Here is a 20,563-nt window from a genome sequence, read left to right on the forward strand (position 1 = left end):
CGAGGTGTGTGAGGGCCGCGGGAGGAACGATTCGTCCTCCTGCGGCCCCGCACGCGTGTCAGCGACCCCTACCCGGGACGCCGCACATCATTCCGTGATCTTGAGCAGCTTGTTCGGGGTGCCGGTGCCGGGGTTGCCGATCCTGTCCGCGGTGGCCCCGCCGGTCAGCGCGTCCGCCACGGCCGCCGGGCCGGCGTCCGGGTGGCCTGCCAGGTACACGGCGGCCGCGCCGGCCACGTGGGGGGAGGCCATCGAGGTGCCGGATATCGTCCTGGTGCCCTCGTCGCTGCCGTTCCAGGCAGAGGTGATGTCGGAGCCGGGCGCGTAGAGGTCCACGGCCGTGCCGAAGTTGGAGAAGTCGGACTGGGCGTCGTCCTCGGTGCTGGAGGCGACGGTGAGGGCCTCGGGAACGCGGGCGGGTGAGCCCCCGGAGGCGTCGGCGGACTCGTTGCCGGCCGCGACGGCGAAGGTGACCCCGGAGGCGATGGCCTTCTGGACCGCCGCGTCGAGGGCGGGGTCGGCCGCGCCGCCGAGGCTCATGTTGGCCACCGAGGGGCCCCGGTGGTTCTCGGTGACCCAGTCGATGCCGGCGATGACCTGCTCGGTGGTGCCGGAGCCGTTGTCGTCCAGGACTCTGACGGCCACCACGTTCGCCTTCTTGGCGACGCCGTGCGCGGAGCCGGCGATGGTGGCGGCGACGTGCGTGCCGTGGCCGTTGCCGTCGTCGGCGGTGTCGTCGTTGTCGACCGCGTCGTACCCGTGGGTCGCACGGCCCTCGAAGTCCTGGTGCGTGACGCGTACGCCGGTGTCGATGACGTAGGCGGTGACCCCCTCGCCTGCCTGGTCGGGGTAGGTGTACTTGCTGTCTCCGGCGGTGTCCGTCTGGTCCACCCGGTCCAGGCCCCAGGACGGCGGGTCGTCCTGGGTGGCCGTGGTGCGGTACGTGCGGTTGGCCACGACGGCGCCGACGGCCGGGTCGGCGGCGAGGCGCCTGGCCTCGGTCTCGCTCAGGCCGTCCGCGGCGAACCCGTCGAGGGCCGCCCGGTAGGACCGGCTGAGCTCACCGCCGTACTCCTGGGCCAGGTCCTCCTTGTCGGCGGAGGTGGTCTTCTCGTCGAGCAGGACGATGTAGCTGCCGGCGACGGCTCCTTCGGCGTTCAGGCCGAGGACGGTGCCCTGGGCGGGTTCGGCCGCCCGGGCGGAGGACGCCCCGAGCAGGGCTGCCGTGGTCGCGGCCGTGACCGCGCAGGCGGCGGCGGTGACCTTCATGGCGGCGGTGCGCGTCTGATGGGTCATGAAGAGGGATCTCCTCGTCAGGTGTGGGGGGTGGGCCTCCGGCGCGGTGTCGCTCCGGAGGCTGACGAGAAGAGTGACTACTTGTCGCGGTCAGTTCAATGGGCCGGTCCGGCGGCCGGGGCGCTGTGCCGGCCGATCTCCACAACGTCCGCCCAAGTCGGAGCCAACCGCCGGGCAAAGACCGAGCTGAGCGCGTTGCTCGAAACCCTCGATGAGCGGCTGGGCGAGGTCTGTGACCGTCCCCTCACCCAACTCTCACGGCGGGGACGTTTGTTGTGCCGCCCCGTCCGCACCCCGTACCGTCGGGACCGGTCAGGCCTGACCGGTCTCGAAGCGGGAGATGCGGCCGTCCTCGTCGACGGTGAAGCTCCAGCGGGTGCGCATCTCGCCGTAGGTGTCGTTGCTGTAGCGGGCGACGAGGCGGCGGCCGCCGTCGGACTCGTTCTCGACCTCCATGTGACCGTTGGAGGAGAAGATCTCCCGGTCGGTCCACTCCTCGAGGTCCCGCTCGGTGCCGTCGTCCGCCATCGTGACGCCGGGCGCGAGGAGGGCCATGAATTTCTCCCGGTCGTGGTGGTTGACGGCCGTGACGAAGCCACGCACCGCCGGGTCGCTGAGACGCGTGATCTGAATGGTCATGTCCGCCAGCGTCGTACCGGCCGCCGGACCCCGCCACCCGCGTCACCCGAACGGCGACCGGCGACGGGCCCGGCCCGTGCCGGGGGTGCGACGGTGGTCCGGCCAAGCCAACGCTCCCGGGGAGACGACGTGACCTGTTACGACCGAGGCGATCTGGGACTGCTGCTGCTCCGGCTGGGAACGGGCGGGGTGCTCGCGGCGCACGGCGCGCAGAAGCTCTTCGGCTGGTTCGGCGGTGGCGGAATCGAGGGCACCGGTCAGTTCATGGAGTCCATCGGTTACGCGCCCGGCCGGACCAGTGCCACGGTGGCGGGCCTCGCGGAGACGGGCGGCGGCACGCTGCTCGCGCTCGGCCTCGCGACCCCCGCGGCGGGCGCGGCGGCCGCCGGTGCGATGGCGGGCGCGTCCGCCGTGCACGCGCCCAACGGCTTCTTCAACCAGGAGGGCGGCTTCGAGTATGCCGCGTCCCTCGGCCTGACGGCCGCCGGTCTCGCCGTCACGGGACCCGGCCGGCTCTCCCTGGACCACGTCCTCGGCCATACGGTCAACCGGAACTGGATGATTCCGGCGGCCTTCGCGGCGATGGCGGCGGCCACGGCGGTGATCCTGGGAGCGCGCGACCGCCGCCTGCGGAAGGCCAGGGAGGGCGAGCAGGAGGTGCTGTTCGAGTAACGAGTGCTGTCCGGGCCGGTGGTGGGCCGTCGAGGGACGGCCGCGGGACCGCCGCGCCGTGGGTTGTCAGTGGCCCGTGTCAGGCTCGACGCCATGAGCGAACACGCGCCTCCTCCCCCGCCGCCGGCGGCGGCCGGAGCGGATCTGTGGGAGTCCGTCGAGGGCCTGTGCGGCTGGCTGGACGCGAACCGTCCCGTCGACGGCCCGGACGGTGTACTGCTGCGCATCCTGAAACTGTCCGAGGAGGTCGGGGAGGTCGCCCAGGCCGTCATCGGTGCGACCGGCCAGAACCCGCGCAAGGGCACCACCCACACCTGGGACGACGTCAGATCCGAGCTGTGCGATGTCGCCGTCACGGCGCTGGTGGCGCTGCGCACGCTCACCCCCGACGCCCGCGAGGTCCTCACCCGCCACCTGGACGGGCTCACCCGCCGCTCGCTCGGCGGGTAGCGCCCGTCCGGCCGGGGCACGGAGCCGGAAGGCCGAGGACCCCTGCGGCCCCGTGCCGGCGGCCGCCCCCCGGCCCCTGAGCGCCGGCCGCGCGTCCGGTGGGGCCGCTGCGCGGGACGCGGCCGGACCGGTCGCGGGAACCGGGCACCCCGGCACTGGCCGGACGGCCCGGCACGGTGCCCCCGGGGACGCCCGGCGCGCCGTCAGTCCCGGTGCCGGGCGTCGTCCAGGTAGTGCAGCACGGCGGCGACCCGGCGGTCCGTCCGGTCGGTGGGTGCCAGATCGAGTTTGGCGAAGATGTTGCGGATGTGTTTGTGCACGGCACCGTCGGAGACGACGAGCCGTTCCGCGATCGCCGTGTTGCCCAGTCCCTCCGCCATCAGCGCCAGTACCTCCCGCTCACGGGGGCTCAGCCGCTGCAGGCGGGCGTCGGGCCGGGTGCGGGTGAGGAGTTGCGCGACGACCTCCGGATCGATGGCGGTACCGCCACCGGCCACCCGGTGCAGTGCGTCGAGGAACTCCTCGACGCGGCCGACCCGTTCCTTCAGCAGATAGCCGATCCGGGCGGTGCCCTGGGCGAGCAGCTCCGTCGCGAAGGCCTGTTCGACGTATGCGGACAGGACGAGGACGGCGAGTTCGGGGCGGCGCCGCCTGGCCTCCACGGCCGCCGTGATCCCCTCGTCCGTATGGGTGGGCGGCATCCGTACGTCGACGATGGCGACATCCGGCCGCTCCGCGTCCACGGCTTGCAGGAAGGTCTCGGGGTTCTCGGCCGTGGCCACCACGTCCAGGGACTCGGCGCGCAGCAGCAGCGCGAGCCCCTCACGCAGCAACGCGTCGTCCTCGGCGATCACGATCCGCATGGCAGGGTCACCTTCAGGGTGGTCGGGCCGCCGGGTGGGCTGGCCAGCTCGAGTGTTCCGTCGTGCGCCTCGGTGCGGCGGCGGATCCCGGTGAGTCCCGAACCGCCCCGCTCGTCGGCGCCGCCGCGGCCGTCGTCGTGGATCTCCACGTGCAGCCGCTCGTGCAGGCACCGCACGACGACTCCGGCCGTACCGGCGCCACTGTGCTTGGCGACGTTGGTGAGTGCCTCGGCGACCACGTAGTACGCCGTCGCCTCCACCGCCGCGGCGCACCGGCCGGGCACGTCGGCGTCGAGGCTGCAGGGCACCGGGCAGTCGGCCGCCAGGGCGGTGAGGGCGTCGGGCAGGCTTCGGTCGGCGAGGACGGGCGGGAGGATGCTGCGGACCACCCCCCGCAACTCCGCGAGCGCCTGCTCGGCGGCGTCCTGGGCGCGCGCCAGGACGGCCTCGGCCTCCGCGGGGTCCCGGGTCAGGGCGCGGCGGGCCACGCCGAGCAGCACGGTGACCGCGACGATCCGGTTCTGTGTGCCGTCGTGCAGCGCGCGCTCGACGCGGCGCAGCTCGGTGGCGTGGGCGTCGAGGGCGGCGGCCCTGGTGGCGGTGAGCTCCGCGACCCGCAGGACGAGGTCGGTCCCGGAGTCCGGGGTCAGCAGCCGTCGGCCGGGCCACGCCTGCAGCCGTGCGAGCGGGGGCGCGCACAGCACGATGATCCCGACCCACAGCGCTCCCAGCAGCGTGATGAAGAGGGCGCCGGGCCAGTCGCGCACGGTCCACCAGCCCACGGCCGCGGTGGCCTCCTGCTCCGGCAGGAAGGTCCAGTAGAGCGGAAAGCCGACGTCGTGCGCCGCGTTCAGCGGCAGTGTCGCCCCGACCAGCCCGAGGAAGAGGCCGAGGACCGCGTGCGTGCACACCCAGCGCACCTCGCGGCGGACGGCCCGGTCACGCGCCGCGGCCCACCGCCCGGACGGCAGCGGCGCGGGGCCGATGATCTCCGGGCCCCAGCGGGACAGCCGGGTCCGCTCCCGGTCGGCGACGGCCCGCACCGCGTGCAGGGCGGACGGCAGCAGCCACAGGCCCACCCCGGCCAGGCAGGCGACGGCCGTCAGGGCCAGCCACAGCGTCGCGAGCAGCGCGAGCAGGCCGGTGCCCATACCGCCGATGAGGTGCTCCAGGGCGTCCAGTGTCGCCCGGGCACGCGCCGGCGCGGCGCGCGCCCATCCCGCGCGGCTGTCCGCCGGGCGTTCCTCGGTCACCACGATCGGCACCTCCCAGGCACGGAGGATAGAACGCCGGCTCCCCGGCCCGCCCGGCCATCCGCCCAGTGGTACGCGGACGTTCCCGCTCCGGGACGGACAAAGCCCCCGCGCGGCTCCCGAGAACGCTCCCCGCTCGTTAGCGCGGGGAGCGTTCTCGGTCCGATGCATGCTGCGAGCGCTTGCGGACGGGACGGCAACGGGGTCACTTCCGGCCCGGGACCGGGTGGCGACGGTGTACCGCAGGGCGGGAGCGGGGGCGTCCCCCGCCCGGGAACGGCTCGGAGCACCTCCGGCCCGCGGACCCGGAACCTTGACCAACCGACGCCACCTCCTGTTCGGGAACGGCCGGGAGACTGTGCCGGAGCGGCCGACGACACCTCCGGCCAGGACATCGGGAACGCTGGGCCGGGACCGGCCGACGACACCCCCGGCCCGCGAACGGTCACCAGTGCTCCCGGTGCCGGACCGGGCCCGGGACCGGGCGTGTGTCCCGTCGCGGGCGGCGGGTGTGCCGCCGGGGGTGGAGCGGCCGGGCGGGAAAGCCCTGGACTCCGGCCGGCCGGCGGTGTCACTCGCGGATGCCGATGCCCTCGACCGGAGGAGTGCGCAGCAGCCGGCCGACCGGGAGCATCGTGGCGACGAAGGCCAGTGCGACGGTCCCGCCGACGATGGCGGCCGAACCGGCGGCGGGGACATGGGGGACGCGCTGCCCGGACACGGCGTTGACGATCGTGGTGAGGGTGACGGCGGCGATCGTGCCCCCGATGACCAGGGCCACGCCCAGCAGGCCGGCCTGTTCGGCGTGCACCATCCGCTTCACCTGGCCGCGGGTGACACCGACCAGGCGCAGCAGGGACAGCTCCCGGGTGCGGGCCAGGGCGGCCATGACGAGCGTGTTGGCGGCAGCGAGTACCGCGTATCCCACCAGAACGGCGATGAGCAGCTTGTTCAGCCAGCCGCTGACCGCGAGGTCCTGGGCGAGTTCGCCGGTGAGCCGGTCGGTGTCCACCACGGCGGCGGACGGATACCGGCGGGCGAGGTCGCCCAGGGCGGCCTCCGTGCCGCCGGCGTCCGGCCCGGTGCGGATGAGCACCTGGTCGTCGAGCCCGCTGACCGTGTGTCCGGTCAGCGTCCGCGTGTGCAGGGTGACGTCGCCGAAGCCCCAGCCGCGTTCGTACAGGGCGACCACGCGCAGCGTGACGGGCGTTCCGTCGCCGAGCCACAGCTCGGCCTTGTCGCCGAGCTCCCAGCCGGCGGAGTCCGCCTGCGCGGCGGACACGGCCACGGTGTCCTCGGCCAGCTCGGCGAGACTGCCCGAGCGGATCCCGAGATCCAGTGTCCGTTCCACGCCCTGCGGATCGACGCCCTGGGCGACGACGGTCTGCGCCTCGAGCCCGCCCCGCACGATGACGGAGGTACGGCGCACGCCGGTCGCGGCGACCACCCCGGGTATCCGGCGGGCCTCTGCGGTGGCGGCGGCGGGCAGTCCGGCGTCACCGGTCAGGGCGTACTGGGCGAGGATGCCGTCGCGGCTCTGCACCACGGTCTGCCGCTGGAGGTTGTCCTGGAGGAACCAGACGGTGCCGCCGAATCCGACGGAGAGCACCAGCGCGGTGAGGACGGCGACCATGCCGCGGGCGTTGGCCCGCAGGTTCGCCGCCGCGAGGTAGCCGCTGTCGCCCCACACCGCGCGCAGGACGGGGCCGAGCAGCCGGGCCGCGGCCTGGTTGATCCACGGGGCGAGGAGCGCGACCCCCAGCACGAACGCGTAGAGCATGCCCATGGCCGCGGCCAGCGCGCTCTGGCCGTCGGTGGCGCCGGTGAGGCCGGTCAGCGATACCGCGGCGGCGAGGCACACCAGGCCGGTCACCACTCGGGCCTTGCTGCCGAGGCCGCGCTCGACGGCCGCTTCGCCGAGGGCTTCGGTGGGACGGATCCGGGTGACGCGCAGGGCCGCGATCCAGGCGGCCGACAGCGCCGTTGCGGCGACGGCCACGGTCACGGCCGCGGCGGACAGCAGCCCGCCCTGGACGGTGAAGCCGTCGGGCACGAACTCCCGGGACACCAGTTCGTCACGGATGAGCCCCGTGGCCAACAGTCCGGCCGGCGCTCCCACGACGGCGGCGAGCGACGCGAGCAGTCCCACCTCGGCGAGGAGCATCCGCCGCACCTGGCCCGGGGTGGCCGCGACGGCACGCAGCAGGGCGAGGTCGCGGCGCCGGTGCTGTACCGACAGGCCCACGGTCGCGGCGACGACGAAGACGATGATCATCGCGGCGTATCCGCCGAACGCGCTGCCGGCCTGGAGGGTGAACGCCCGCGCGGCGGCGGCCTCGGGCTGTTCGGCCAGCCCGCGCTCGTCACCGGTGTAGGCCTTGGCGTCGGCGCCGTCCGCGATCCGGCGCACCGCCGCGAGTACGGCGGAACGGTCGGCGTCCGGTTCGGCGAGGACGCCGACGGCGTCGAAACGCCCCGGATGCGGATCGACGGCCGCGGCCCGCGCGTCGGTGAAGAACAGCGCCGCCCGTTCCCCCGCCGCACCGTCGCTCTCGACCACCCCGCTCACCCGGTACGGCCGGCTCTCCCCCGCGGTGACGATCTCCGTGGTGTCGCCCGGTGCGAGACCCGCGCGGTCGGCGAGCCGGGCGTCGACGGCGATCTCCCCGCCGGAGCGCGGCGGCCCGCCGGACACCAGCCGGTACGGGGCGAGGGCGGCGCTCGCCCAGCCGTGGCCCGTCGTGGGCACCTCGGGCGCGGCCGCCGCGGTCACCTCGATCGAGCGGTCGCCCACCGCGCGCGCCACGCCGGGCACTTCGGCCAGTTCTGCCGTCAGCTCCTCGGCGACACTGCCGCGTTCGGGGAACGCGACGGTGGTGTACTCGGTCTCGCCGAACACCGTCGGACCGGCCACCCTCATCTCCCGGTCGGCGACGACGGCGTCAGTGGCCCCGTAGCGCTGCGGCTGGCCCTGGTGGCGCCATCCCGACTCCACGAGCAGGGCGCAGGTCATCAGGATGGCGACGCCCGCGGTGAGGGCGACGAGGGTGGCGACGAAACTGCCTGTGCGGAAGCGCACCATCTGCGCTGCGAGCCGGAGCACCGTTCAGCCCTCCCGGGTCGCGACGGGCTGCCGGCGTCCCAGCAGGGCCAGGTGTCCGGCGATCCGCTCGGCTCCCGGCTGGGGCATGTCCCGCACGATCCGCCCGTCGGCGAGGACCATCACGCGGTCGGCGTAGGACGCGGCGACCGGGTCGTGGGTGACCATCACGACGGTCTGTCCGCTCTGGTCGACCGCCGACCGCAGCAGGGCGAGGACGCCGGCCGCGGTCCGGGTGTCCAGCGCGCCGGTGGGTTCGTCGCAGAAGATCACCTCCGGGCGGGTGACGAGCGCCCTGGCGATGGCGACCCGCTGCTGCTGGCCGCCGGAGAGCTGGGCCGGCCGGTGCCGCAGCCGGTCGCCCAGTCCCACCCTGCCGATCACTTCGTCCACCCAGGCCGGGTCCGGCCGCCGGCCCGACAGCCGCGAGGGCAGCATGATGTTCTGCTCCACATTCAGCGCGCCCACCAGGTTGAACGCCTGGAACACGAATCCGACCCGGCCGCGGCGCAGTTCGGTCAGCCGCTTCTCGGACATCGACGACAGGTCCGTCCGCCCGATCCGCACCCGTCCGGAGTCCGGCCGGTCCAGCCCCGCCGCGCAGTGCAGCAGGGTGCTCTTGCCGGATCCGGACGGTCCCATCACGGCTGTGGCCGTGCCGCGCGTGAACACCGCGCTGACGTCGTCCAGGGCCACCACCGGCTGGTCGCCGCCGTACGTCCTGTGCACATGCTCGAGGCTGACGGCGACATCGGCCGGGGTCACTGACATGGTGGGGTGCCTTCCGGGCAGTGCTCTTCGCTTGACCACTCGACGGTAGGAGGCGCGGCGCCGCGAACCCATGCAGCCAGCAACCGAGCGGAGGTGGTGCAGGCACTACCGCCGGCGCGCGGCGGCCGGGGGTCGGCGGTCCGCTCCGCCGTCGTCGTGACGGGCGAGCTCCCCAAGGCCGTGCCGCGGACCCGTGTGTACGGGGCGTCACGTCGCCGACCGGCGGGGCACCGACCCGCGGCGGGCGCCCGGCGGTGCCGTGGTGCCCGAGTGGTGGGAGCCCGGGCGCGCGCGTACGGTCGAACGGTGCCATCCCGGAAGGGCGACCCACCATGACCAGTGGACCGCGACCGGCCTCCGCGCCGCAGCACACCACCCCTGAGACCGGCGGCAACGCGATGGCCCTGCTGGTGATCGCCTCCTGTCAGCTGATGGTGGTGCTGGACATCACCATCGTGAACATCGCGCTGCCGCACATCCAGCGTTCCCTGGACTTCTCCACCACCAGCCTGTCCTGGGTGGTCAACGCCTACACGCTCACCTTCGGCGGGCTGCTGCTGCTCGGCGGACGGGCCGGCGACATCCTGGGCAGACGGCGCGTCTTCGTCTTCGGTGTGCTGCTCTTCGTGGTGGCGTCCCTGCTCGGCGGGTTCGCGCAGAACTCCGGCCAGCTCCTGGCCGCCCGCGCCCTGCAGGGCGTGGGCGGCGCCATCGCCTCGCCGACCTCCCTCGCCCTCATCAGCACGACCTTCCGCGAAGGCCCGGCGCGCAACCGGGCGTTCGGGGTCTTCGCCGCGGTGTCGGCGGGCGGCGGCGCGATCGGGCTGCTCGCCGGCGGCGTCCTCGTCGAGTGGCTGAACTGGCGGTGGGTGCTGTTCGTCAACGTCCCGATCGGGCTCCTCATCGCCCTGGCGACCCCGCGCTGGATCAAGGAGTCGGAGCGCCATCCGGGCCGTTTCGACTTCACCGGCGCCATGACCTCCACGGCGGGCATGGTGCTGCTGGTCTACGGATTCATCCGGGCCGCGCAGGACGGCTGGCGGGACACCCTCACCCTGGTCTCGTTCGCCGGGGCCGTCGTCGTCCTCGCCTCGTTCGTGCTGGTCGAGAGAAGGTCCCGGCAGCCGATCACTCCGCTGCACATGTTCGCGGACCGCAATCGCGCCGGCACCTACGGCATCATGCTGTGCCTCGCGGCGGCGATGTTCGGCATGTTCTTCTTCCTGACGCTGTTCGTGCAGAACGTGCTGGGATTCAGTCCGCTCAGGGCCGGACTCGCCTTCCTGCCGGTGAGCGCGGTCATCGCGATCGGTGCGGGGCTGACCTCACGGTTCCTGCCCGTGTACGGGCCCAAACCCTTCATGGTGCTGGGCGCTCTCCTCGCGGCGGCGGGGCTCGGCTGGCTCACCCTGACCGACGTCCACTCCACCTACGCGGGCAGTGTGCTCGGTCCGATGCTGGTCTTCAGCCTCGGTATGGGCATGGAGTTCGTGGCCCTGACGCTCATGGCGCTGTCCAACGTCGCCGTCCGGGAGACCGGCGCCGCCTCCGGGCTCCTCAACGCCACCCAGCAGGTCGGTGGTTCGCTCGGTCTGTCCATCCTGGTCACGATGTACGGCACCGCGAGCCGCAACGAGGCCGAGCAACAGATACCGCGCTTCCTTCAACAGGCCACCCCGGCCGAACGCGAGCGTTTCCAGCGCGCCGGAGAGCTGCCGGCTCCCTGGGGCGACGAGGTACTCACCGCCGGGGTGTCGTCCGCGTTCGTCACCGCGGCGGTGTTCGCCGCGGTCGCCGCACTGATCGCACTTCTGGCCATCCAGGTACGCCCCTCCGACCTGCAACGCCTCCAGGGCGGCGTGGGGACGGGTCCGGGGTGAGGAGAAAAACGATGATCTTCATCACCGCCAGGTTCCGGGTCCGTCCCGAGTACGCGGACCAGTGGCCGCGGATCACCGCGGACTTCACCGCCGCGACCCGCGGGGAGCCGGGTTGCCTGTGGTTCGACTGGTCGCGCAGTGTCGAGGATCCGACCGAGTACGTGCTGGTCGAGGCCTTCCGTGACAATGAGGCGGGGGCGGCCCACGTGCACTCCGAACACTTCAGGACCGCACAGCGGACCCTGCCGCCGCACCTCGCCGAGACCCCGCGCGTCGTGAACGTGTCGATCCCGCAGGACAACTGGTCCGAGCTGGGCGAGATGAGCGTCCCCGGGCAGCGGTGAACCGCCTCAGCGGCCGCGCCGGGGCACCTTCAGGTACGTGACCACCGGACGGTGGTCGGACGCGTCCGTCGCCACCGCGCGGGCGCCGGTCACCGTGATGCCGGGCGAGACGGTGACCAGGTCGATTCGCTTGACGGGGTCGGCGGCCGGGTACGTACCGCCGCTGTCCGGGGCGGCGTCGCGCAGCGTGCGCCACAGGGGCGCCAGCTCGGGCGCGCCCGCCTCGGCGTTGAAGTCGCCGACGAGGACCTTCGGCCCGCGGTCGGCGGCCAGCACGGCGAGCATGTCCGCCACCTGGGCCTCGCGGACCGACGGGTCGGCCCGGTGGTCCAGGTGCGTGGAGTAGACGTGCACGCGTACGCCCCGCACCCCGACCACCACCTCGGCGAAGCCGGGCGCCGAAGCGGGTACGGGATCGGGCGTCTGGGTGGAGAGCCGAGTGATCTCGTGGTTCTCGGCGTGGAGCACCGGGTAGCGGCTCAGCACGGCGACTCCGAATCGCCGGCGCTCGCCGTCCCGGCCGGCCGGCTCCAGGTCGTAGATCGGAGCGAAGAACACCCGCATGCGCAGCTCCCCGGCCAGCGCGCGGGCCTCGTCGACGAAGGCGCTCCTGGCACCCCAGTGCACATCGACCTCCTGGAGGCCGATCACATCGGCGCGCAGTGCGCGCAAGGCGGCGGCGGTGCGGCCGAGGTCGAAGATCTGGTCCTCGCCGGCTCCGGCGTGAATGTTGTACGTCGCCACCCGCAGCGGGACCGCCGGAGCACGCGAACCGGTGGCGCCGACGACACCGGACGCTGCGGCGGGGGCCGTGGTGGCCAGCAGGAGGACGGCGAGTACGGCGGCGGTACGGCCGGGACGTCGGAATCTCGACATCATGCTTCTCCAGGTCACGTAGGGGGCCCGTGCGAACGGGAGAAGGGAAGCACAGACTCTCGGCGGCGGCCCGGACTTCCGGCCCTTGTTCCTGCCCCGTTCCCGGTGAAGTCGCCCCGGGCCGGGCCGGCCGGACGCCCTGTCAGGTCCCACCGGACACGACCGGCCCGCGGACAGCGTGCGCCTGGCGTCTCACCGGGCCCTGCGCTCCACCCGGTCGAGGCCGCGGACGAGCGCGAGCACGGTGTCCGTGGTGTGGTCGAGGTGACTGCGGCCGTCGGAGCGGTACGACTCCCGGCTGATGTAGCTGCGCCGCCCGAGATGCGTGGCCGGATCCAGGCGGTGCACCGTGACCTTCCCGGCACGCCGGGCCCGGTTCCATCCGCTGCGCCGCAGCAGCCGCCAGCGCTGCGGGAAGAGCCATGTGCCGACCCGCTCGATCCGGTCGTGGGCGCTGGTCAGCTGATGCAGGTGCCGTGCGTGGGTCAGGTCGTTGGCGCCGTTGTGGAAGCCGCCGAGAGTGATCAGCAGCAGCGGGGCGCGCAACCGGGTGTGCAGTTCCTCCACGGCTCCGGTGGCCACCTGGGCGCCGCCGCTGTAGCTGAGCAGCACCACGGGGACGCCGCTGTACGGCCGGTAGCCGGCCAGGATCAGCTGGTTGGCGATCTGGGCGCCCACCGCCCGGTTGTACAGGGGGCGGTAGCGGCGGTCGGCGGCGACGAAGATCTGCATGACGTTGTGCAGGAACAGCAGGATACCGACGCGCCGGCGGATCCACTCCCACACGGGCCGGCCGGCCAGCGGGGCGGCCAGCGGGGAGTAGGGCTGCACCTGCCCCAGCACCCGCAGGTCCGGCGCGGCGGCGATCAGGGCCTTGACCAGCCGGCCCCCGTCGCGGGTGTCGGTGAAGCGGCGTTTGCCGATGCCGTCCAGATAGACCACGTAGGCGGCCGGAGGTCGGTCCGGGTCCGCGCCCCGGGCGTAGGGCATGCCCGGGGGGAGCCGGGTGGTGGGTGAGCGCCATCCGGCGATGTAGAGCATGACCTCGTAGCGGGCGAGCAGGGCTTCGGCGAGCAGCACCGGACCCAGGACCAGGGCGAACAGCGGAAACCAGGTCATGCGGTCAGCTCCCGTGCTCCCACGACGCCGATCCGCGCGACCAGGCGGCGGACGGCCTCGACGACTGCGGCCAGTCCGACTCCGGCCAGGGCCACGCAGCCCGCGGCGACCCACCAGCCGACACCCGTCGTCGCGGCGAGCGGGCCGGCCAGTCCGGCCCCGACCCCGACCAGGAGCAGCAGATGCAGCAGCGGCCCGAGCAGCGGGAACGCGATGACGGCGCCCAGCAGCATCGGGGCGACCTGACCGGGTGTCCAGGTCAGGCCGTCGACGCCGGACACCGGTGCGGACAGCGTCAGTTCTGCCAGCGTCCACGCGGTCAGCGGCCACAGCGCGATCATGGCGCTCTCGACCACGGTGCCGGTCAGCAGGAGACCGAACACGAGGGGCCGCGACACACCGGACCGCCGGGCGACCAGGGGAAGAATGCGCCCGGCGGCTTCGGACAGTCCGGCGAGCACCACCAGGACGACAACGACGGGTGACACGATCAGCGCTCCTGTGATGAGTCCGCCGGGGCCGGCCGGCCGGACCGGTCGAGGAAGTCCTCGAGTTCGTCGGCGGCGCGCCGGCTGCCGCCCGCCTCCCGCTGGGCGGAGCGCAGCTCGGCGGCCGCGTGGCGGAAGCCGGGTTCGGTGAGCAGGCGCCGCGCGAGGGTGTTCACCGCGGCCGGGGTGACGTCCTCGGTCCTCAGGGACAGGCCGGCGCCGAGCTCGACGACCCGCCGGGCGACCAGCGGCTGGTCCGCGCCCTGGGGGACGACCAGCATGGGCACTCCGGCGTGCATGGCCTCGTTGACACTGTTCATCCCTCCGTGTGTGACGAAGAGGGAGGCCCCCTCGAGGATGTCCGGCTGGGGAACGAAGCGGCGGGCGATCACGTGGGACGGCAGGGGGCCCAGGACGGCCGGATCGGTGTGTCCGGTCGAGAGGACCACCGTGCCCCCCAGGGGCGCCAGCGCGTCCGCGAAGGCGCGCAGGACCCGGGGTCCCGCGTCGAACACCGTGCCCAGCGAGGCGTACAGCACCGGGGGCCGCAGGCGGTCGGCCGGGAACGACGGGTCGTCGGGACGGGCGCCGACGCTGGGGCCGACGAAGCGGTACGACCGGTCGAACGTGCCGGCGCCCGGCTGGAACGCACGCGAGGTGAACACCAGGTTGAGCGGCTGACGCGCGTTCACCAGGTCGAGCAGGGGCAGTCCCCGGGTGCGGTAGCGGCGGGACAGCCGCCGGCGCGACCGCACGAAGCCGCGGACGTTGCGGGGCCGGGCCGCGGCCGAGGTCAGCAGCCGCCACGAGGCGCGGCCGGGGCTGGGCACGGACCGGTTGAACGCCATGGTGGTGAACACCGACGCCGCGGGTACGCCGAGTTCGTTCGCGGCGACCGGGCCCCATGGGCAGGCGGCCCCGTGGACGATCAGGTCGGGCCGGTCCCGGCGCAGGTCGGACAGCACGTCGGGCAGCAGAGCGACGGCGGTGCGGGCGAGCCCGTCCAGCAGCGTGACCGGCGTCGGCGGGCCGGTGAGCGGTGGGCCGTCCCCGGAGTAGAGGCGCACGGTCGCGCCCGTGGCCGCTGTCTCGTCCGCGAAGGCGGCGGTGGTGTGATAGGTGACGGTGTGGCCGCGGCGGACGAGTTCGGCCACGACGGGCAGCGTCGGATTGATGTGTCCGTGCAGGGGGATGCTGAGGAACGCGACGGTGCTCACCGGCCCGCCCTCCTCCCCCGAAAGGTCCGAGCGGTGCCCGGAGCGGCGGACGGGACGGCGGCGGGGCTGTCGTCGTCGCCGTGGAGCCCGGGCCCTTCGATGCGCAGCCGGTCCAGAAAGCGCCCTCCCGCGAGGGCGGCGGTGTCGATCATCCGCTGCGCGTGGCCGAGGTCCCACGGGGCGGGCCGGCCCTCGATGCCGGTCGGCACCACGGCGGTCGGGACGTGTGCGGCCGCCTCGCGCAGCTCGGACTCGACGCGGTGACGCAGCAGGACCAGGCCTGCCCGGGAGGCGGCCGCCCCGGCCCGGCGTGGCGGCACGGCGGGGGGCAGGGGCCGGCCCTCCGGTCCGGTCGACGGCATCACCACACCGGCCGCCCCCGCCTTCAGGGCCGCCCGCACGGGGACGTACGCGAATACCCCGCCGTCGACGAACGTGCGGCCTTCCCGCTCGGCCGGGGGCGGCACGCCCGGGACGGCCGCGCCGGCCGGCAGCGCGGACTCGAGGTCTCCGTGGTCGAGCGGGGCGGGTGTGCCGGTGAGCGGGCCGGGGCTGAATCCGCGCCGCTCCAGCGCGTGTCCCACCCCGACGTGCGCGGCCCCGAGCACGCCTCCGCCTCCTGCCACCACCGCTGCGGGCCGGGGCAGGCCTTGCGGACCCAAGCCACTCATCGTTCACCCTCTCTCGTCCACGGCGCCGAGTCGCCCGCGTTCCTCCCTAGGGACCGGGCAGCCCCGCGATCTGTGACAGGGAGCGCCCGGATGATGTGGAGGAGGCCCTGTGCCGGGGGCGCTTGTGACGACGGGCCTGACGGATGTCACGGCGCGGCGGTGTCACACCGGCGGCACCCGACCTCTCGTAGGGGGTGAGTGGCCGGCTGCCGGTTCCCCGGCAGCACCCTCGGCGAAGCCCTGCGCCCCGTCCCGGTCACCCTGCCCGACGGCTCCCCGGGAGCGGTGTACATCGACCAGGGCCTGTTCCCCCACCAGTTCGCCGCGGACACGTGCCCGAGGACACCGCCGGCCTCCTGGCGGTCACCCAGCGGCCGGTCACCGACGCGGCTCTGCAGGAGGGAGCGTCGGAGCCCGCCTGGAAGAGCGTCCCGTCCTGGCTCCTGGTGGCCACCGAGGACCTCGACATCCCCCGGAGACCCAGAGTTTCATGGCCGAGCGCGTCGGCGCGCGCACAGTGGAGGTACGGGCGTCGCACGCCGTGAGTGTGTCGCGGCCGCACGACGTGGCCCTGGTCGTCGAGGAGGCGGCCCGCTCGGCCGGCTGTCCGGACCGGCGCCCCGGAGGGCGGAGTGGCACGGGAGCCGCTCCGCCCTTCCGCGTGCCCGCGCCCCTCCGGACGGCCTCCGAACGGCACGCCCGTGAAACACCGCTTTCCTCACCGGCCGTCGCACGCCAACGGAGGAGACACCGCGGAACCGGCGCCGAAGAGGACGCCCTCCGCTTCCGGTGCCGTGTTCCGGACGAGTCCCGGCCCAGGCGGCGCGGGATCGCCTGGCCCGGAACGGAGGACGGCCCCGGTCCCTGGTGTCGGGGACCGGGGCCGCGGCCGGAGGACTCAGCTCTGCTGCGCGAGCCAGTCGGTGTAGCGGGTCTCGGCGAGGTGCGCGCCGGGGCCGGGGAGCAGGGTGTTCTCCTCCAGCGGCGCGCCGGAGTACCGCGCCTGAGGGTCCGTCACGACGGTGCGCGGGTCGTTCCGGGCGGCGAGCGTCCTGCGGATGAGTTCGTCCAGGGGGAACGCCTCGGGTCCGGCGATCTCCACCACCGCGTCGACGGGTGCACCGACGGCCGTACGGCCCACGGCCGCGGCCACGTCGTCGGAGAGGATGGGCTGGATCCCGGCCGGGGAGAGGCGCACGGTGTCACCCTCGGTCGCCAGGTCCGCGATGCCCTTCATGAACTCGAAGAACTGCGTGGCGTGGACGATGGAGTACGGCATGCCGGACTCCTTGATGAGGTTCTCCTGCGCCTGCTTGGCGCGGAAGTAGCCGCTCTCCTGGAGCCGGTCGGTGCCCACCACGGACAGGGCGACATGGTGGGTCGCACCGGCCTCCGCCTCCGCCTTCAGGAGGTTGGTGGTCGAGGTGCGGAAGAACTCCATGACGGCATCGTCCGCCCACGAGGGCGAGTTGGAGACGTCGACCACGACCGGGGCGCCCTGCAGAACCTCGGAAAGGCCCTCACCGGTCAGCGTGTTGACACCGGTGTTGGGGGCGGCGGGGACCGCCTCGTGCCCTTGGGCCTTGAGCTGCTCGACCAGCTTCGAGCCGATGAGCCCGGTACCGCCGATCACTACGATCTTCATGACGGGAATCCTCTCGGTGGATGTCGGAAGGTGTCTTCACTGAGGTCTTCACTGAGATGGACCGGATGGGTGCCGCGCCTGTGACGGCGGCCGGGACCCCGGCATTCCCTTTGTCCGGGGCACGCGTTTTGTCCGGGGCACACGTTTCACCTTGCGGTCACTCGGCCAGCTTGCCGTCGGTCGACACCTCCTCCATCAGGGAGGCGATGTCACCGGGGACGGCGGGAATGCTCTCGCGGGTGATTCCCGTCGTCGGCGACCAGACGAGATTGACCTGGAGGGCCGGGTCCATGCCCGGGTGGTCGCTGCGGTTGTGGCAGCCGCGGGTCTCCCGTCGCTCGAGCGCCGCTTCGAGCGTGGCCCGTGCGGAGAGGGCGGCGGACCTCAGATCGAAGGCGTGCGCAAGATCCTGGAACCCGGCGATGTCGGGATGGACGCCGACGTCCTCCATGCGCTTCTCGATGGCCGCGAGCTCCGACAGTCCGGTCCGCAGTCCCTCCTCGTTCCGTACGACGCCGGCGTGCTCGGTCATGGTGTCGCGGATGGCGCGCTGCAGCGCGCGGACGTTCTCCGGCCCGTCCGCGGCGAGGAGGCCGTCGACCTCCGCGCGGGCCTCGGTCACCGCTTTCGCCGACCGCGGGTGGGCGGGCAGCGCCTCCGCGTAGGCGGCGGCCGCCTGCCCGGTGATCCGGCCGTAGACCAGCAACTCGATGAGACTGTTGCCGCCGAGGCGGTTGGCGCCGTGCAGCCCGCTCGACGCCTCACCGATGGCATAGAGGCCGCGGACGTCCGTGCTGTGGTCCTCCGGGCGGACCCAGACCCCGCCCATCGAGTAGTGCGCCGTGGGCGCGACCTCGATCGGGTCCCGGGTGATGTCGAGCATCTGCAGGTCCAGCAGTGTCTGGTAGACCCGGGGCAACCGCTGCATGATCGTCTGCCGGGGCAGGTGCGAGACGTCGAGCCACACACCGCCCTTCTCGGTGCCGCGGCCCTCCTTGATCTCCGTGTAGGAGGCCAGGGCGACCCGGTCGCGGGTGGACAGCTCCATGCGCTCGCGGTCGTAGCGGCTCATGTACCGCTCACCGAGCGCGTTGCGCAGGATGCCGCCCTCACCGCGTGCGGCCTCGCTGACCAGGGTGCCGGCCGCGTTCTCCGGCTGGATGATCCCGGAGGGGTGGAACTGCACCAGCTCCGGGTCCCGCAGCCGGGCCCCGGCCTCCACGGCGAGCCGGAACGAGTCGCCGGTGTTCTCGTCGCGCCGCGAAGAGGTGCGCCGCCAGATGCGGGTGTGGCCGCCGGCCGCCAGGATGACGGCGTCGGCGTGGATCAGGTAGCGGGTCCCGTCCGTGAGGTCGAAACCGTAGGCGCCGAAGACGACACCCTCATGGGTCAGGATCCGGGTGATGTACACGCCGTCGAGCACCGGGATGTCCAGCTGGTCCGTCCGCCTGATGAGCGTGCGCTGGATCTCCAGACCGGTGTAGTCCCCTGCGAAGGCGGTGCGGCGGAACGTGTGCGCGCCGAAGAAGCGCTGGGAGATGCGGCCGTCCTCCTCCCGGGCGAAGGCCATGCCGTACCGCTCCAGGTCGTCGATGCCGAGGGCGGCTCCCCGGGTGACGATCTCGGCGGTGCGGGGGTCACCGAGCAGGTAGCTCTCCTTGAGGGTGTCCGCCGCGTGCTGCTGCCAGCTGTCGCCGGGGTCCATGGTGGCCAGAGCCGCGTTGATGCCGCCGGCCGCGAGGGATGTGTGGGCGTCCTCCTTGGGCCGTTTGCCGACGGCGAGGACGTCGAGACCGGCCTCGGCCAGTTCGATCGCCGCCCGGAGTCCGGCTCCGCCCGTGCCGATCACCAGGACCCTGGTGGAGAGACGTTGTTCGGTGACAGCCACGATTGCTCCGATCGTCGGGGTGTTCACCGCCTACGACCGGATGACCGAGGAGGTTGTGACACCCGGCGTCGCGCACACCCCCGTCCCAGGATGCGCTCGGGAAAACAGGTCGGCGCCCCGGCGCCACAGGGGGAACACACCCTCCGGGGCACGGGCTTCGGGCGCGGGGCCGGAGCCGTGCCCACGGTCGGTCCGGCCGCGCCGTCCGCTGCCCGGGCCGGCGCGGCGGTGTCACGACCGTGGGCACGGGGGCCACCGCGACGTCCCCGGTGATCAGGCACCGCACCGGACAACGGCCGGCCACCGTGAGCAGCCTCTCGATCTGTACGGGATCCAGGTCGCCGGTGATCCGGATGTTCCCCAGCGCCCCAGCGCCGGGTCGTCGTCGCCCGGGAGGGCTGCCGGTCCCGCTCCCGGTGACGGCAGTCAGCGCAGACCCCGGCGCACACCCGCTCGGAGTGGCCGCCCACGCCCACGGTCGCGGTCGGGTTCAGGCGTTCAGCGACGCCACATAGGGCGCCAGTTTGTCCGGGTTCATCACCCACATGATCCGGTCGATGCCTGCCGCGGACACGTCGACGGACAGCAGGGCCACCGGGTTGTCGCCGACCGAGACCAGGACGGCCGGACGCCCGTTGGCCTCGACCCACCGGGTCCCGGCCGGCGGCCAGAAGCGCGGCGCGAAGGCGGCGAGGTACTTGGACACGTGCGTACGTCCGACCACGGGGATCCTGGAGGCGCCGCGCATGCCGCCGCCGTCGGCGTAACTGACGACATCGGCGGCGAGGACGTTCTCCAGCACCGCCAGATCACCCGTCTGCGCGGCGGCGAGGAACGACTCCAGCAGGCGCCGGTGATCGGCGGGGCTGACCTGCTCCCGGCGCTCGGCGGCAAGGTGCTTGCGCGCCCGGCTCACCAGTTGGCGGGTGTTGGCCTCACTCGTCTCCAGCATCTCCGCGACCTGCCGGTAGGGATAGTCGAAGGCCTCCCGCAGCACATACGCCGCCCGCTCCACGGGGTTCAGCTTCTCGAGGAGGAGGAGCACCGCCATCTCGAGCGCCTCGGCCCGTTCGGCGCCCATCTGCGGGTCCTGCGTGGTGTCCACCGGTTCGGGGAGCCACGGACCCACATACGCCTCCCTGCGCACCCGCGCCGACTGAGCGACGTTGATGGCCAGACGTGCCGTGATCGTGGTGAGGAAGGCCGTGGGTTCCTGGACGGCGCCGCGGTCGGCGTTCTGCCACCGCAGCCATGTCTCCTGAAGGACGTCCTCGGCCTCCGCGGAACTGCCGAGCACCCGGTAGGCGATCCCGAACAGCTGCGGGCGCGCCGCGAGGAAATCGTCCGTCGCCCGGTCGAGGGAATCGCTGTCGTCCCCAGCGCGCATGACT

At 73.4% G+C, this 20,563-nt stretch carries 18 protein-coding genes and 1 pseudogene; 5 read left to right on the forward strand and 14 right to left on the reverse strand.

Features of this window, described 5'->3' with window-relative positions; genetic code table 11:
• Window positions 1–87: 87 nt before the first annotated feature.
• Entirely contained in the window at window positions 88–1,296 is a 1,209-nt protein-coding gene (locus HTV45_RS00905) for a S8 family peptidase (RefSeq protein WP_215203600.1), read from the reverse strand.
• Between the two features lie 312 nt (window positions 1,297–1,608).
• Window positions 1,609–1,935: a nuclear transport factor 2 family protein gene (locus tag HTV45_RS00910; protein ID WP_215203601.1), complete on the reverse strand. Its 327-nt coding sequence runs from the start codon at window positions 1,933–1,935 to the stop codon at window positions 1,609–1,611.
• A gap of 129 nt (window positions 1,936–2,064) precedes the next feature.
• Between HTV45_RS00910 and HTV45_RS00915 the strand changes: the two genes are divergently transcribed.
• On the forward strand, window positions 2,065–2,607 hold the full coding sequence (locus HTV45_RS00915; RefSeq protein ID WP_215203602.1) for a DoxX family protein: 543 nt from the start codon (window positions 2,065–2,067) through the stop codon (window positions 2,605–2,607).
• A 93-nt stretch (window positions 2,608–2,700) separates the two neighbouring features.
• Window positions 2,701–3,057, forward strand: a complete 357-nt coding sequence (locus tag HTV45_RS00920) for a MazG-like family protein (protein ID WP_215203603.1) — start codon at window positions 2,701–2,703, stop codon at window positions 3,055–3,057.
• Window positions 3,058–3,260: 203 nt separating this feature from the next.
• Here HTV45_RS00920 and HTV45_RS00925 read toward each other — a convergent pair whose 3' ends face one another.
• The 4 genes from HTV45_RS00925 to HTV45_RS00940 all read right to left on the reverse strand — a co-directional run bounded on the left by HTV45_RS00925 (window position 3,261) and on the right by HTV45_RS00940 (window position 9,044).
• Window positions 3,261–3,920 carry a response regulator transcription factor gene (locus tag HTV45_RS00925; RefSeq protein WP_215203604.1) on the reverse strand — a complete coding sequence of 220 codons (660 nt, stop codon included), beginning with the start codon at window positions 3,918–3,920 and terminating at the stop codon, window positions 3,261–3,263.
• Window positions 3,908–5,179, reverse strand: coding sequence for a sensor histidine kinase (locus HTV45_RS00930; RefSeq protein WP_215203757.1), 1,272 nt, complete (start codon window positions 5,177–5,179; stop codon window positions 3,908–3,910). The genes HTV45_RS00925 and HTV45_RS00930 overlap by 13 nt, the downstream gene beginning before the upstream one ends.
• A 565-nt stretch (window positions 5,180–5,744) precedes the next feature.
• Window positions 5,745–8,276: an FtsX-like permease family protein gene (locus HTV45_RS00935; RefSeq protein ID WP_215203605.1), complete on the reverse strand. Its 2,532-nt coding sequence runs from the start codon at window positions 8,274–8,276 to the stop codon at window positions 5,745–5,747.
• 3 nt (window positions 8,277–8,279) lie between these two features.
• Window positions 8,280–9,044: an ABC transporter ATP-binding protein gene (locus HTV45_RS00940; protein WP_215203606.1), complete on the reverse strand. Its 765-nt coding sequence runs from the start codon at window positions 9,042–9,044 to the stop codon at window positions 8,280–8,282.
• 332 nt (window positions 9,045–9,376) lie between these two features.
• On the opposite strand from HTV45_RS00940, the gene HTV45_RS00945 reads away from it, so the two are divergent.
• Window positions 9,377–10,924, forward strand: a complete 1,548-nt coding sequence (locus tag HTV45_RS00945) for an MFS transporter (RefSeq protein WP_215203607.1) — start codon at window positions 9,377–9,379, stop codon at window positions 10,922–10,924.
• An 11-nt stretch (window positions 10,925–10,935) separates the two neighbouring features.
• On the forward strand, window positions 10,936–11,268 hold the full coding sequence (locus HTV45_RS00950) for a putative quinol monooxygenase (RefSeq protein ID WP_215203608.1): 333 nt from the start codon (window positions 10,936–10,938) through the stop codon (window positions 11,266–11,268).
• Between the two features lie 6 nt (window positions 11,269–11,274).
• Here HTV45_RS00950 and HTV45_RS00955 read toward each other — a convergent pair whose 3' ends face one another.
• From HTV45_RS00955 to HTV45_RS00975, 5 genes are all read right to left on the reverse strand, one after another.
• Window positions 11,275–12,147, reverse strand: coding sequence for an endonuclease/exonuclease/phosphatase family protein (locus HTV45_RS00955; protein WP_215203609.1), 873 nt, complete (start codon window positions 12,145–12,147; stop codon window positions 11,275–11,277).
• 189 nt (window positions 12,148–12,336) lie between these two features.
• The gene (locus tag HTV45_RS00960) at window positions 12,337–13,263 is read right to left on the reverse strand and encodes a hypothetical protein (protein ID WP_215203610.1); all 927 of its coding nucleotides are present in this window, start codon (window positions 13,261–13,263) and stop codon (window positions 12,337–12,339) included.
• Window positions 13,260–13,751, reverse strand: a complete 492-nt coding sequence (locus tag HTV45_RS00965; protein ID WP_215203611.1) for a hypothetical protein — start codon at window positions 13,749–13,751, stop codon at window positions 13,260–13,262. Before HTV45_RS00965 ends, HTV45_RS00960 begins: the two co-directional genes overlap by 4 nt.
• A 2-nt stretch (window positions 13,752–13,753) precedes the next feature.
• A complete protein-coding gene (locus tag HTV45_RS00970) occupies window positions 13,754–14,968 on the reverse strand; it encodes a macrolide family glycosyltransferase (protein ID WP_215203612.1) in 1,215 nt (404 codons plus the stop codon).
• Complete coding sequence (locus HTV45_RS00975; RefSeq protein WP_215203613.1) at window positions 14,965–15,576, reverse strand: hypothetical protein; 612 nt, start codon at window positions 15,574–15,576, stop codon at window positions 14,965–14,967. The genes HTV45_RS00970 and HTV45_RS00975 overlap by 4 nt, the downstream gene beginning before the upstream one ends.
• A gap of 273 nt (window positions 15,577–15,849) precedes the next feature.
• Here HTV45_RS00975 and HTV45_RS33835 point away from each other — a divergent pair.
• A pseudogene (locus tag HTV45_RS33835) lies at window positions 15,850–16,237 on the forward strand (alpha/beta fold hydrolase); the annotation flags it as partial.
• Between the two features lie 300 nt (window positions 16,238–16,537).
• Here HTV45_RS33835 and HTV45_RS00980 read toward each other — a convergent pair.
• From HTV45_RS00980 to HTV45_RS00990, 3 genes are all read right to left on the reverse strand, one after another.
• Window positions 16,538–17,284, reverse strand: a complete 747-nt coding sequence (locus HTV45_RS00980; RefSeq protein WP_215203614.1) for an SDR family oxidoreductase — start codon at window positions 17,282–17,284, stop codon at window positions 16,538–16,540.
• Between the two features lie 157 nt (window positions 17,285–17,441).
• Complete coding sequence (locus HTV45_RS00985) at window positions 17,442–19,172, reverse strand: L-aspartate oxidase (protein ID WP_215203615.1); 1,731 nt, start codon at window positions 19,170–19,172, stop codon at window positions 17,442–17,444.
• A 490-nt stretch (window positions 19,173–19,662) separates the two neighbouring features.
• Window positions 19,663–20,559: an RNA polymerase sigma-70 factor gene (locus HTV45_RS00990; RefSeq protein WP_215203616.1), complete on the reverse strand. Its 897-nt coding sequence runs from the start codon at window positions 20,557–20,559 to the stop codon at window positions 19,663–19,665.
• Window positions 20,560–20,563: the final 4 nt, after the last annotated feature.

This window comes from Streptomyces sp. CHD11, from assembly GCF_018638295.1.
In the GTDB taxonomy this organism is placed as follows: Bacteria; Actinomycetota; Actinomycetes; order Streptomycetales; family Streptomycetaceae; genus Streptomyces.

Bases quoted from the DNA above. Each gene is read 5' to 3' on its own strand.
- HTV45_RS00945 (WP_215203607.1), top strand. From the start codon at position 9,377: ATGACCAGTGGACCGCGACCGGCCTCCGCGCCGCAGCACACCACCCCT.
- HTV45_RS00980 (WP_215203614.1), bottom strand. From the start codon at position 17,284: ATGAAGATCGTAGTGATCGGCGGTACCGGGCTCATCGGCTCGAAGCTG.
- HTV45_RS00925 (WP_215203604.1), bottom strand. From the start codon at position 3,920: ATGCGGATCGTGATCGCCGAGGACGACGCGTTGCTGCGTGAGGGGCTC.
- HTV45_RS00940 (WP_215203606.1), bottom strand. From the start codon at position 9,044: ATGTCAGTGACCCCGGCCGATGTCGCCGTCAGCCTCGAGCATGTGCAC.
- HTV45_RS00920 (WP_215203603.1), top strand. From the start codon at position 2,701: ATGAGCGAACACGCGCCTCCTCCCCCGCCGCCGGCGGCGGCCGGAGCG.
- HTV45_RS00955 (WP_215203609.1), bottom strand. From the start codon at position 12,147: ATGATGTCGAGATTCCGACGTCCCGGCCGTACCGCCGCCGTACTCGCC.
- HTV45_RS00990 (WP_215203616.1), bottom strand. From the start codon at position 20,559: ATGCGCGCTGGGGACGACAGCGATTCCCTCGACCGGGCGACGGACGAT.
- HTV45_RS00905 (WP_215203600.1), bottom strand. From the start codon at position 1,296: ATGACCCATCAGACGCGCACCGCCGCCATGAAGGTCACCGCCGCCGCC.
- HTV45_RS00950 (WP_215203608.1), top strand. From the start codon at position 10,936: ATGATCTTCATCACCGCCAGGTTCCGGGTCCGTCCCGAGTACGCGGAC.
- HTV45_RS00960 (WP_215203610.1), bottom strand. From the start codon at position 13,263: ATGACCTGGTTTCCGCTGTTCGCCCTGGTCCTGGGTCCGGTGCTGCTC.
- HTV45_RS00910 (WP_215203601.1), bottom strand. From the start codon at position 1,935: ATGACCATTCAGATCACGCGTCTCAGCGACCCGGCGGTGCGTGGCTTC.